At 40.9% G+C, this 12,748-nt stretch carries 11 protein-coding genes; 10 read left to right on the top strand and 1 reads right to left on the bottom strand.

What is annotated here, in order from left to right; genetic code table 11:
* Positions 1–4: 4 nt before the first annotated feature.
* The 10 genes from C5Q96_RS03680 (at position 5) to proC (ending at position 11,729) form a co-directional block, all read left to right on the top strand.
* The gene (locus C5Q96_RS03680; RefSeq protein WP_106057064.1) at positions 5–214 is read left to right on the top strand and encodes a hypothetical protein; all 210 of its coding nucleotides are present in this window, start codon (positions 5–7) and stop codon (positions 212–214) included.
* A gap of 2 nt (positions 215–216) precedes the next feature.
* The gene (locus C5Q96_RS03675; RefSeq protein ID WP_106057063.1) at positions 217–1,458 is read left to right on the top strand and encodes a M20 family metallo-hydrolase; all 1,242 of its coding nucleotides are present in this window, start codon (positions 217–219) and stop codon (positions 1,456–1,458) included.
* Positions 1,459–1,482: 24 nt separating this feature from the next.
* Positions 1,483–2,508: a FadR/GntR family transcriptional regulator gene (locus C5Q96_RS03670; RefSeq protein WP_106057062.1), complete on the top strand. Its 1,026-nt coding sequence runs from the start codon at positions 1,483–1,485 to the stop codon at positions 2,506–2,508.
* Between the two features lie 256 nt (positions 2,509–2,764).
* The gene (locus tag C5Q96_RS03665; protein WP_106057061.1) at positions 2,765–3,601 is read left to right on the top strand and encodes a sulfide/dihydroorotate dehydrogenase-like FAD/NAD-binding protein; all 837 of its coding nucleotides are present in this window, start codon (positions 2,765–2,767) and stop codon (positions 3,599–3,601) included.
* Position 3,602: 1 nt separating this feature from the next.
* Positions 3,603–5,006: an NADPH-dependent glutamate synthase gene (gene gltA / locus C5Q96_RS03660; RefSeq protein WP_106057060.1), complete on the top strand. Its 1,404-nt coding sequence runs from the start codon at positions 3,603–3,605 to the stop codon at positions 5,004–5,006.
* 369 nt (positions 5,007–5,375) lie between these two features.
* Positions 5,376–6,563 (top strand): coenzyme F420-0:L-glutamate ligase, encoded by a 1,188-nt coding sequence (locus C5Q96_RS03655; RefSeq protein ID WP_106057059.1) that lies wholly within the window; start codon positions 5,376–5,378, stop codon positions 6,561–6,563.
* A 146-nt stretch (positions 6,564–6,709) separates the two neighbouring features.
* Positions 6,710–7,291 carry a TetR/AcrR family transcriptional regulator gene (locus tag C5Q96_RS03650; RefSeq protein WP_158696675.1) on the top strand — a complete coding sequence of 194 codons (582 nt, stop codon included), beginning with the start codon at positions 6,710–6,712 and terminating at the stop codon, positions 7,289–7,291.
* 181 nt (positions 7,292–7,472) lie between these two features.
* Positions 7,473–8,381 carry a trans-4-hydroxy-L-proline dehydratase activase gene (locus C5Q96_RS03645; protein ID WP_106057057.1) on the top strand — a complete coding sequence of 303 codons (909 nt, stop codon included), beginning with the start codon at positions 7,473–7,475 and terminating at the stop codon, positions 8,379–8,381.
* 2 nt (positions 8,382–8,383) lie between these two features.
* Positions 8,384–10,759 (top strand): trans-4-hydroxy-L-proline dehydratase, encoded by a 2,376-nt coding sequence (gene hypD, locus C5Q96_RS03640; protein ID WP_106057056.1) that lies wholly within the window; start codon positions 8,384–8,386, stop codon positions 10,757–10,759.
* 166 nt (positions 10,760–10,925) lie between these two features.
* Positions 10,926–11,729 (top strand): pyrroline-5-carboxylate reductase, encoded by an 804-nt coding sequence (gene proC / locus C5Q96_RS03635; RefSeq protein ID WP_106057055.1) that lies wholly within the window; start codon positions 10,926–10,928, stop codon positions 11,727–11,729.
* A gap of 106 nt (positions 11,730–11,835) precedes the next feature.
* Here the strand turns inward: proC and C5Q96_RS03630 are convergent, their stop codons facing one another.
* Positions 11,836–12,594, bottom strand: coding sequence for an N-acetylmuramoyl-L-alanine amidase family protein (locus tag C5Q96_RS03630; RefSeq protein WP_106057054.1), 759 nt, complete (start codon positions 12,592–12,594; stop codon positions 11,836–11,838).
* Positions 12,595–12,748 lie beyond the last annotated feature (154 nt).

Raw genomic sequence — 12,748 nt, 5'->3', positions numbered from 1 at the left:
TGATATGGATAAAATAAATTTCTGGAAGACAAAGGCGGGTGCACTGACTATAGGTTTTATACTTGCAATGTTAAGCTTTATAATAATACTATTTGGAATTAAGATGAATTCTGAGACGGTCGAGAATTTCGGGCTGATTGTAGTAATCGTTGCAGTATTAATTTCGCCTATAAAAGTTTTTATACTCGATAAGCGGAGTAAAAAGGAGGATTAAAGATGGAAATTGAAATGATCACAGGAAGAATTGCTCAGAATCTAGAGCATCTAAAAAGATATACTTCCACACCTGACGCAGGATGCACTAGACTTCCGTTTACAAAAGAGACCCGCGAAGCAGTTGATTATCTCAGAAAAGAGATGGAAGAAATAGGTCTAGAGGTTAAGGAAGATGCTGCTGGTAATGTATACGGAATTCTTAGAGGAACAGACCCAACGCTTCCTTGTGTAATGACAGGATCACATATTGATTCAGTGCTTCATGGTGGAAACTATGATGGTATCGGTGGAGTTGTGTGTTCTTTGGAGGTTGCAAGACAGATTGTTGAGATGGGACTTGAACACAAGAGAGATCTTGTTGTAATCGGTTTCATGGATGAAGAAGGAATGAGGTTTGGTACCGGCTACTTTGGTTCAGGAGCTATTCTAGGACATAGAAATGCAGAATACACTAGACAGTTCTCCGATATAAACGGTGTCACTATAGCTGAGGCAATGAGAGAATATGGACTTGATCCTGATAAGGTTGAGGATGCTGCATGGCCAGAAGGATCAATTGGAAACTTTGTAGAGGCACATATTGAACAGGGACCAGTACTGGATCAAAAAAATATTGAAATCGGATTAGTTACTGGAATCGTTGGTATTCAGAGATACATGGTTAAAGTGTATGGAAGAGCTGACCATGCTGGCACAACACCGATGGATATGAGACTTGATGCAGCAGATGTAGCAGCAAAGGTAATATCCAAGATTGCTGACTGGGCTAGAGAAAAAGCGGACGGAACTGTTGCAACTGTCGGACTGATTAAGGTTCCTAATGGTGGAATGAATATCGTAGCTGAAGAGGTTGAATTTACTGTTGACATTCGTTCGATGAACAATGACAATATAAATGATATTGCAAATAGAATTAAAGCAGCATTAACACGTGAGTGCAAGATAATGGGCGGATCATTTAAGATTGATACAAAGCTTGTTATCACACCAGTTGAACTGAGCAAGAGCATGCTTGATAAGCTTGAGACCTCGTGTAAAACACATGGTTTCTCGTATATGAGAATGCCAAGTGGAGCGGGTCATGACTCCCTTGAAATCGGTCAGCAGCTACCTACTGTGATGGTGTTTGTGCCTAGTAAGGATGGAAGAAGTCACACACCAGTTGAATTCAGCAGATATAGCGACCTTGCTAAAGCTTCGGTACTGATGACAGACCTGATTGCAGATTTATTGAACAAGTAATATTAATAATGGATGGTGAAAGCTATGGTGGATGGTAGATATAATTCTGCCTTCAAAAGGAAAAACATTAGACAACTGAGACGTGCGCTAAAGATGACACAAAAGGAATTTATAGATTACTTTTTATCAAATAGCGACAATAAACCATCGATGAGCATTGCCACACTCTCCAACCTAGAATCAAGGGGGGGAGAGCGTGTCAATGAGGTTGTTAGCTCAGTATGTACAAAGCTCCAAATCGATACGATGTTATTCTCGCTGAGCACAGAAGAATTTATTAAAGAGATAGAGAAATATCTTGCTGAGCATAAGGATAACGAAGAATTAGTGCGGGGTATAGAAAAGAAGGGCAGCATTAGCAAACTAGTGAACAGGCTTACTATGTATTTTGCTGACGAGATGCTTGAAGGTAGGCTTAAGCGTGGAGATCAGATCGAATCTGATAGAGAGCTAGCTAGGAAGTTAGGTGTAGGGAGATCAGCAGTTAGAGAATCCCTTAAGGTGCTTGACGTACTTGGAATGATTGATATTAGACTGGGGCAAGGAACTTATATTTCTAGTAGAGAAACTAATTTCTTCTCCATCCCTTTATCTTGGTCTCTGTTTCTTGATGGAGATCAAGTTGATAGTATCTTAACTGTAAGAACTATTCTTGAAATTAAATCAGCTGAACTTGCTGCACAATGCGAAAATCAGGTCAAGCTAAACAGGTTAACCGATATCTATAATAGGATGGAGCATACATTTGCTAGTTATGATACCACGGATAATGTACAAGTTGCTCTCAAGGAAACGCTGGATGAAGATATCGATTTCCATACTTGTATTGCAGAATGTTCGGGTAATCCAATAATTATATCTATGCTCAGAACAATCAGAAACTTCTTACAGAGAGTAAGTGGTACCGGAATGGTTGAGCCGAAGCAGATATCTGCAGTTCTTGTGGAACATAAAAACCTTTATGAGGCGATCATGTCACATGACCCTGATGTAGCAGCGCAGGCGATGAAAAATCACCTCAATGAATCGAGTCTGCGTTATAATCTATAATTAGATTAACTTGTATAAAAATTGAATTAAACTTAGTGAAAAATTGGTTGAAAACTAGCGTGAAGCTGTGGTAAAACATATTCAACCAATTTTTACTTATGTTGACACTATTAGATGCGAGTAGTATAAATATATGTAAGGCTTTATTAATAGGGCTTTTAGTATTATTTATTTTTATTCGTGCGAATGACTTAAGACGCATATAAACTATTTTATATAACTATAGTCGTATTAACTTTTTTAATATGGAGGCAAAATGTACAAGATAGTTAGTAAAAAAATCTTGAACCCGGCACTTGGACTTATGGAGATTCATGCACCATTTGTCGCTAGAAAGTGTGAGGCAGGTCAGTTTATCATTCTAAGAGTTGATGAGGATGGAGAGAGGATTCCTCTCACGATTGCCGATTTCGACAGAGATAAGGAAACTGTTACAATCATATATCAGAAGGTTGGATATTCCTCAAATCTGCTGGCAACAAAAGAAGAAGGGGATTACATTGAGGACTTTGTTGGACCGCTAGGTGTCCCATCACCTCTTAAATATACCGATAAAAAGATTATCGGCGTTGCTGGAGGACTCGGTGCTGCACCAATCTATCCGCAGCTTAAGAAATTAGCTGAGATGGGCGTTAAGGTGGATGTTATTCTAGGCGGAAGATCTAAGGAATTTGTAATTCTTGAGGAGCAGTTCAGAGAATTCTGTGACAACATTTATGTTTGTACAGATGATGGCTCATATGGAGAAAAAGGCTTTGTTACAGTTGTGCTTCAGGAGCTTCTGGATAAAGGCGAAGAATACGAAGAATGCATTGCTATAGGTTCGCTAGGCATGATGAATGGTGTGGTTAATGTTACCAAGCCAGCAGGTCTTCATACAATGGTTTCGCTTAACCCTCTTATGATTGATGGTACGGGTATGTGCGGATGCTGTCGTGTAACAGTTGACGGTGAGATGAAGTTCGCATGTGTTGACGGACCAGACTTTGATGGATTTAAAGTAGATTTCAAGGAATGCATGGAGCGTCAGAACTTCTTCAAGGATAAGGAGAAGGAGATGAATGATCACGCATGTAAGATAGGAAGGGGTTAAGATGGCTATTAATAGAAATATGAGTCTTGAGAAGGTCAAGATGCCTGAACAGGATCCTAACGTAAGAAATAGAAACTTTGATGAAGTTGCACTTGGATATACTCCAGAGATGGCTATAGAAGAAGCTCAGAGATGTCTACATTGCAAGCACAAGCCTTGTGTAGGTGGATGTCCTGTAAATGTTCCAATTCCAGAGTTCATAGAGAAGGTTGCCGAAGGTGACTTCGACGCAGCATATGAAGTTATCACAAGAGAGAATGCACTTCCTGCAATTTGCGGACGAGTATGTCCACAGGAGGATCAGTGCGAGGGTAGGTGCGTTCGTGGTATCAAGGGAGAACCAGTTGGAATTGGCCGTATGGAAAGATTCGTTGCAGACTACCATATGGCTAAAGGTGATGCATCTGAACCGGTTGTTGAAAAGAATGGAATTAAGGTTGCAGTTATCGGCTGTGGTCCTTCAGGAATAACTTGTGCAGGAGAGCTTGCTAGAAGAGGCTATGAAGTAACTGTTTTTGAAGCACTTCATAAGCCAGGTGGGGTACTAGTATACGGTATTCCTGAATTTAGACTTCCTAAGTCATTGGTGGCAAAGGAAATTGAAAATGTTGAGAAACTCGGTGTAAAAATTGATACAAACGTAATCGTAGGTAAATCAATTACAGTTGATGACCTAATGGCTGATGGATATAAGGCTGTATTTATTGGAAGTGGAGCAGGATTACCTAAGTTCCTTAACATCCCTGGAGAGAATCTTCTCGGCGTTTATTCGGCTAATGAGTTCCTCACAAGAGTTAATCTCATGAAGTCCTTTAAGTTCCCAGAGGTTCCTACACCTGTTAAGGTTGGTAAGAAGGTAGCTGTAGTAGGAGCAGGAAATGTTGCTATGGATGCTGCAAGGACTGCGAAGAGACTAGGCGCTGACGAGGTGTATATCGTATACAGAAGAAGCGAAGCAGAGTGCCCAGCTAGACTTGAGGAGGTTCATCACGCTAAGGAAGAAGGAATTATCTTCAAGTTCCTCAATAATCCGTCTAAGATACTCGGAGATGAGAATGGATATGTAACAGGTATTGAAGTTGTTGAGCAGGAGCTAGGAGAGCCAGATGCATCTGGAAGACGTAGGCCAGTTCCTATCGAGGGCTCAAACTATGTCATCGATGTTGATTCGGTTATTATCTCTGTAGGAACAAGTCCAAATCCTCTGCTTAGAGCGACGACTCCAGGGCTTGATACACAGAGCTGGGGCGGAATCATAGTTGATGAGGCTACTATGGAGTCGAGCAAAGAATACGTATATGCAGGAGGAGACGCTGTAACTGGTGCGGCTACTGTAATCCTAGCTATGGGTGCTGGAAAGACTGCAGCAGCAGCGATAGATGAGAAGCTTAAGGCTAATAAATAAGCTATGTCCAGGTTCGAAAGAGCCTACATATAGATACATTACCTCATACTTATGGATAATTGAGTACATGCTGATGTATAAGATTGTTCAGAAAACCCGCTAACGACCTTACCTGTTGGCGGGTATTTTTATGAAAATATCTAGCGATGAGTGTGCATAAATTATATTTGAATTCATTGCAGTTTCCGTATTTTATCACGCTTATTTGGTAAAAAAGTTCGTAAATTTGGCTTATAAATGATTTATAAAGCCAACATTAATGATAATTTTTCCAAATCTTTTATTAATTATTGAAATTTAAATGTTTAACAGATAAGCTATATATGAGAAATAGTGAAATCTAGAATAACTAGATAGATGGAGAAGACAATGGAAAGAAAAGTAGGCACGATATCAAGAGGAATTAGATGTCCTATTATTCGTGAAGGTGATGATATCTCAAGTGTTGTGGTTAAGTCTGTACTTGAAGCTGCAGAGTCTGAAGGTTATGAAATCAGAGACAGAGACATTGTTGCTGTAACAGAGTCGGTAGTTGCTAGAAGTCAAGGTAACTACGCTAGTGTTGAGGCAATTTCGAAGGACGTTAAGGCTAAGCTTGGAAGTGATACGATCGGAGTAATTTTCCCGATTTTGTCGAGAAATAGATTCGCAATATGCCTACGCGGTATATCGATGGCTGCTAAGAAAATAGTTTTGATGCTTTCATTCCCAAGAGATGAAGTGGGTAATCAGCTTCTAACTGAGGATCAGCTCGATGAGGCAGGAATCGATCCATATTCAAAGGTTATGTCTCTTGAGGAGTACCGTGAACTTTTCGGAGAAAATAAGCATCCATTTACAGGAGTAGATTACCTCGCTTACTATGGAGAGGTTATAGAAGCTGCAGGCGCTGAAGTGGAGATTGTTCTCGCTAATCATGCGACAGAGATTTTGAACTACACAGACAAAGTTATTAACTGTGATATTCATACTAGAAAGAGGACTCGCCGCATACTAAAGGACGCTGGTGCAACAGTGCTTGGCATGGACGAGATTCTAAATGCTCCAGTTGATGGAAGCGGATTCAACAGCAAGTATGGACTGCTAGGTTCCAATAAGAGCACAGAGGACAGTGTTAAGCTTTTTCCAGAGAGCTGCGAAGATGTTGTACTAGGTATCCAGAAGTCAATACTCGATAAAACAGGTAAGTGTGTAGAGGTGCTAGTTTATGGTGACGGAGCATTTAAGGATCCTGTTGGTAAGATTTGGGAGCTTGCAGACCCAGTAGTGTCACCTGCATACACTCCGGGGCTTGAGGGTACACCTAACGAACTTAAACTTAAGTATCTAGCTGATAATGATTTTAAGGAACTAAGTGGCGAAGAGCTAAGAGAAGCAATCTCTGCTAGAATCAAGGAGAAGGATGACAACCTTGTTGGCAAGATGGAGACAGAGGGAACTACACCTCGTAGACTGACTGACCTCATCGGTTCGCTTTGCGACCTAACAAGTGGTTCTGGTGATAAGGGAACTCCTGTAGTGCACATTCAAGGCTATTTTGATAACTATACAAATTAATATTAGAAACTATAAAGGCTCGGATGTATCCGAGCCTTTTTATATAAGAAATACCCTTTGTATTATATGAAATTCGTGGTAAATCCCCTTTACCGATTGTGCAAAATCGAGTAGAATATACGCGGGTTAAAATGAAAGGAAGGAATATGGGAAAGAAACAAAGTCTCAAAGAACGAATTATAGAAGTGTCGTGGGAACTGTTCGAAGAAAAGGGCTACGAAGCAACAACGATGAACGACATCATCGAGAAAGCGCAGGTGGCGAGAGGCTCTTTTTACTATTACTTTAAAGGGAAAGAGAGTTTGCTTGATACGCTCGCTAATGTTTTTGATAACAAGTATAGAGAAATTATGAAAGGAATCCCAGCGGACACTAGTGTTTTTGATACGCTGATGATCCTCAATTTTGAAACTCATACGTTTATTGAGAAGCATATCGATCATGAGCTTCTAGGCAATATGTATGCAAGTCAGCTAACCAACACTGCTGCTAGTAAGCTGCTCGATAAGGACAGATATTATTTTAAGCTCCTCGGTGAATTGCTCAAGCGAGGACAGGAGAACGGGGAGATAACTATAGAATTCAGTGTGCCTGAACTGGTTAATAATTACGTAATACTTGAGCGTGCACTCGTTTCTGACTGGTGCATGAAGAATGGTTCGTTCTCACTAGCTGAGTATAGCAAGAAGTATATGCCACTATTCTTTGGGGAGTTTAGGGTTAAATAATTTTTGTAAACATTGAAGATGAATGCAAATTGATTAATTTAGCGGAGTGAAAGCTCCGCTTTATTTTTTTGCAAAATTTTGAAAATATTTTAACAAAATAGATTGACAAGGTTTTATCATGATGATATGGTTATATTAAATTTAGAACGCAGTCTAAAAATTATTAAAGGGTGATTGAGACATGAAAGCAATTACTAACATTCAGAAGTTTTCAATACATGATGGAGACGGCATCAGAACTACCGTATTTTTCAAAGGTTGTCCGCTTCACTGCACTTGGTGTCATAACCCTGAGACACAGTGCTACAATCCAGAGGTTGAGTTCGACAGCGAGAAGTGTGTAGGGTGCGGCTTCTGCATTGGAGCTTGTCACGCTGAAGCAATCAGTATCGTAAACGGAAAGGCGTTTACGGATTCTAACAAATGCGATCGCTGCGACAAGTGCGGTAAGATGTGTCCAAGCTCTGCTAGAAGGGTAATGGGCAAAGATTACGAACCAAAGGCACTTGTAAAAGAGCTGATGAAAGACCTCATGTTCTACGAGGAGTCAGGTGGTGGCGTAACACTCTCAGGCGGCGAAGTGATGATGATGGATATAGACTATCTGCTCGCTATAGCTAAGGAACTAAAACGCAATGGGATTTCGCTTTTTATCGATACATGCGGATATGTTCCATATGAGAGGCTAAGCAAAATCCTTCCATACACAGATACGTTCTTATACGATCTCAAGTGCATGGATGATGAACTCCATAAGAAATACACTGGAGTTAGCAACGAGAAGATCCTCGACAATCTCGCAAGACTTTCTAAGGACGGAGCAAGGATCTATGTAAGAATCCCAGTTATCAAAGAAGTTAATGGCAATGAGAAAAACATGCAGGATACTATAAAATTCTTGCAAGATAACGGAATACATCCTGCTAAAATCAACCTTTTACCTTATCACGACGCAGGTGTTCCGAAGTATTCGAAGATTGGAATGGTGTATGAGGGACGTGAACTGCATGCGCCGTTCAAGGAAGAGATGGAAAAGTTCGCTGAACTATTTATAAAAGCTGGTTTTATTAATACCAAGATAGGAGGATAGCAATGGCAACACATGGTATGAATGATAGGATTCAGAAGTTAAGGGACATCAGTGTAAACACACCGGTACACATCGATCTCGAAAGAGCTAAGATTGAGACAGACTTCTACAGAGAGAACGATGGAAAGTACTCGATTCCTGTAATGAGAGCTATGGTTCTCAAAGAGTATTTCTCCAAGAAGACGCTTTACTTTGGAGATGGAGAGCTTATCGTCGGTGAGAAGGGTAAGGACCCTCAGGCATCACCTACATTCCCTGAACTATGCTGCCATAGTGAAGAAGATATGATTGTAATGAGCGACAGAAAGCTCGTTTCATTCCATACTACAGTAGAGGATAGAGAACTACAGAAGAAGGAAATCATTCCTTTCTGGGAAGGAAGAACTATCCGAGAGAAGATTCTAGCATCGATGAAGCCAGAGTGGCATGAGTGCTACGAAGCAGGTGTATTCACAGAGTTTATGGAGCAGAGAGGCCCTGGACACACTTGCGGTGGAGAGCAAGTATTCACTACTGGATACATGGATTATAAGGCTAAAATTAAGGAAACAATGGATAAGCTAGACTGGATGAACGATCCTGAAGCTTTTGATAAGAACGAAGAGCTAAAGGCTATGGATATCTGCTGTGATGCAGTAATCATCCTCGGTGAGAGATATCACAAGCTTGCCCTCGAGAAGGCTGAAGCAGAGACAGATCCAGTTAGAAAGGCTGAGATTTTGCAAATTGCTAAGAACCTCGAAGTCGTTCCTGCACATGCACCACAGACTTACTGGCAGGCAATCCAGCTATACTGGTTTACACACCTAGCAGTTACAACTGAGCTCAATCCATGGGATGCATTCAGCCCTGGCAGAATGGACCAGCACCTCATCAAGTACTATGAAGCAGATACTGAAGCGGGTATTCTCGATGATGAGAAAGCTCTTGAGCTTCTAGAGTGCCTATGGGTTAAGTTCTATAACCAGCCAGCTCCAGTAAAGGTAGGAATTACACTCAAGGAGAGTGCAACATACACAGACTTCGCTAACATCAACACTGGTGGAGTTACACCAACTGGAGAGAACGGTGTTAACGCAGTTAGCTATCTAATCCTTGACTGCATGGATGATATGAAGCTTGTACAGCCTAACTCAAACGTAACAATCAGCAAGAAGACTCCTCAGAGATTCCTAAGGAGAGCTTGTGAGATTTCAAGAAAGGGTTGGGGACAGCCAGCATTTTATAACACAGAAGCTCAGATTATGGAGCTGATAAATGCAGGAAAGACACTCGAAGATGCTCGTCGCGGCGGTTCTTCTGGATGTGTTGAGACTGGAGCATGGGGAAGTGAAGCATATATCCTTACAGGTTATATGAATATTCCTAAGATATTCCAGATGACACTGTTCAACGGATATGATCAGGTGTCCGGCAAGCAGCTAGGTCTAAAACTTGGCTATGCTAAGGATTTCAAGACTTACGAGGAGTTATGGGATGCGTTTAAGAAGCAGCTAGAGTACTTCGTAAACATCAAGATATACGGTAACAACATCATTGAGAGAATCTATGCTGAGTTCATGCCAGCACCTCTACTTTCTGTAGTAACTAACGATTGTATCTCAAATGCTAAGGACTACAATGCTGGTGGTGCTCGTTACAACACAAACTACATCCAGGGTGTAGGAATCGGAACAGTTACAGACTGTCTAACATCTGTTAAGTACAATGTATTTGATGAGAAGAACTTCACTATGGACGAGCTCATCGAAGCTATGGAGCACAACTTTGAAGGATACGACTATATCTATAGCCTCGTAACTGAGAAGACTCCTAAGTACGGAAATGATGATGACTATGCTGATGATGTTATGAAGCAGATCTTTGACTTGTATCACGATACAATCGTTGGCAGACCAAATATGAAGGGCGGAAAGTACGGAATCGACATGCTGCCTACAACTTGCCACGTATACTTCGGTGATGTTATCCTTGCAACTCCAAATGGACGTAAGGCACACAAGCCGGTATCTGAGGGAATTTCACCAGAGAAGGCTGCCGATGTAAACGGACCTACAGCTGTAATCAAGTCCTGCGCTAAGATGGATCATCTCGCAACAAGTGGCACTCTTCTAAACCAGAAGTTCACTCCTGATGTAGTGGCTGGTGAAGAGGGACTAGCTCACATGGCTGACCTTGTTCGTTCATACTTTGCTATGGATGGACACCACATTCAGTTCAATATTATCGATAGAGCAACTCTGATTGAGGCTCAGAAGAACCCTGAGGAATACAAGGATCTAATCGTAAGAGTAGCTGGATACAGTGACTTCTTCCGTAACCTTGATAAACCTTTACAGGATGAGATTATCAATAGAACTGAGCAATCCTTCAGCTAAAAGGGATAAACCGTGTGTAGAAGAAATTTCGATGTATAATAGATATATGAAGCGACTATGCGCAGTGTATCCTAAATAATTACAACTTGACTGGATTGGCGTGAGACTGCGCCAATCCATCTAATATAACTTTACTTATAGTATTTGCGTGCGTTAGGAGGCAGAAATGAAAATAGGCTTTATCGGCACAGGGGTTATGGCAAATGCGATGATGGGAGGTATCATCAGCGCTGGAGTCTGCAAACCTGAAGATATCATCGGTGCAGATCCAACTGAGTTTGGAAGAACCAAAACTAAGGAACAGAATGGAGTAGAGGTTACAGACAATAATCTAGATATACTTGAAAAATGCGACTACGTATTCTTAACTGTAAAACCGCAGTATTATGCACCGGTAATCGAGGAAATAAAGGATCACGTAAAGGAAAATCACGTGTTCATCTCGATTGGAGCAGGTGTGACACTAGACTATCTTGGTAAAGCTTTCGGTGACAAAAACGTAAAACTCGTTCGCGTAATGCCAAATACACCAGCTCAGGTTGGTGAAGGCATGTCGGCAGCATGCCCAAATGAGTTCGTAAGTGAAGAAGAAACTAAGACTACTCTTAGCATTCTGTCTGCATTTGGAAAGGCTGAAATTATACCAGAAAATCTATTTGATGTGGTTACTGGAATTAGTGGCAGTGGACCAGCTTACGTATTCCTATTCATCGAGGCTCTTGCTGATGCGGCAGTGGTTGGAGGCATGCCTAGAAGACAGGCCTATGAATTCGCTGCACAGACAGTATATGGTGCTGCTAAGATGGTTATGGAAACTGGTAAGCATCCGGGTGAACTCAAGGATATGGTATGCTCACCAGCAGGAACTACTATCGCGGCTGTTCGCACACTCGAAGCAAACAACTTCAGAAGCGCAGTAATCGAAGGTGCCAATGCAGCTACGGAGAAGTCAGCGGCTATGAGAGGCTAGAGTTTGATTAGCAAAATATCTAGCTGATACTAACATTGACATATATATGTATAGAATATTGTTGCATAAAAAGAACTCGATTCAGCTGAATCGAGTTCTTTGCTTACTATTTGTCTTTCTTAGACTTCTTATCTTTCTCGTAGTAATGAGAATAAGTCTTTTCAATCGCATTTGCTACGGCTTTTGCGTTTCCTTTTAAATTTTTGTCAAATAACTTGTTATCGTGCTTATTGCTGATAAATCCAATCTCAACTAGGCAAGAAGGCATCTTATTGACACTGAGTTCGTCGTACTCGTTGTTTTCGCTAACGAGTGTTCCTGAACGCACTCGTCTTTTTGCAAAGCCTTCATCATGTAGCTGTTTCATAATCTGTTTGCCGAGATATCGGCTTTTTGGATTATCATCCTTTGGAAGAAAGACCTCTACCCCTTGAGCTCTAGGGTCTCCGGCTTTGTTTCTATGAATTGATACCATAAGCTTGGCTTTTTTTCTGTTAGCCATTTTTCCAATTTTGATCCTCTCGGTAAAGCGATCATTCTCACGAGTTAGGTAGACCTTAAAATTTTTCTTGTTAAGTTCTTTTTTTATTTGTAGTGCTATACGAAGCGTATCATCTTTTTCTTTTCGAGACTTGGTTTGAGAACCTGGGTCATGTCCACCGTGACCAGGATCGATGAAAATTACTCCGCGATCAAGCTTTGGTGGTGCGAGTACATCTCTATTACGGTATAGTCCGATCACAAAAAATAGAACTAAGAAGAGCGATATGAAAAATGTATATTTGCGTCTACGACGTCTACGCATTTTTTTCTTGCGCCTGTCTGCGATTATTATCTCGCGCATCTGCTGCTCTGTAAGTGCCAATTTCTTCTCCTGTTTAATTGTCAATATATGTAACTATGCTACTATATTGCATAAAATTTGTAAATATTACATATTGGGCTCCTTAGAATTATTGAAGGAGCTTTGTTAAAATGCTATAATTTAAGCAAACTATGTCGTAATAGGAAGAGGGGCT

Source organism: Mogibacterium diversum, from assembly GCF_002998925.1.
Lineage (GTDB): Bacteria > Bacillota > Clostridia > Peptostreptococcales > Anaerovoracaceae > Mogibacterium > Mogibacterium diversum.
Note: the sequence above shows the minus strand (reverse complement) of the source record. Positions and strands in the feature narration are given on the sequence as shown.

Coding starts and splice junctions, on each gene's coding strand:
- gltA (WP_106057060.1), top strand. CDS start 3,603: ATGGCTATTAATAGAAATATGAGTCTTGAGAAGGTCAAGATGCCTGAA.
- C5Q96_RS03680 (WP_106057064.1), top strand. CDS start 5: ATGGATAAAATAAATTTCTGGAAGACAAAGGCGGGTGCACTGACTATA.
- proC (WP_106057055.1), top strand. CDS start 10,926: ATGAAAATAGGCTTTATCGGCACAGGGGTTATGGCAAATGCGATGATG.
- C5Q96_RS03655 (WP_106057059.1), top strand. CDS start 5,376: ATGGAAAGAAAAGTAGGCACGATATCAAGAGGAATTAGATGTCCTATT.
- C5Q96_RS03665 (WP_106057061.1), top strand. CDS start 2,765: ATGTACAAGATAGTTAGTAAAAAAATCTTGAACCCGGCACTTGGACTT.
- C5Q96_RS03675 (WP_106057063.1), top strand. CDS start 217: ATGGAAATTGAAATGATCACAGGAAGAATTGCTCAGAATCTAGAGCAT.
- C5Q96_RS03645 (WP_106057057.1), top strand. CDS start 7,473: ATGAAAGCAATTACTAACATTCAGAAGTTTTCAATACATGATGGAGAC.
- C5Q96_RS03670 (WP_106057062.1), top strand. CDS start 1,483: ATGGTGGATGGTAGATATAATTCTGCCTTCAAAAGGAAAAACATTAGA.
- C5Q96_RS03650 (WP_158696675.1), top strand. CDS start 6,710: ATGGGAAAGAAACAAAGTCTCAAAGAACGAATTATAGAAGTGTCGTGG.
- hypD (WP_106057056.1), top strand. CDS start 8,384: ATGGCAACACATGGTATGAATGATAGGATTCAGAAGTTAAGGGACATC.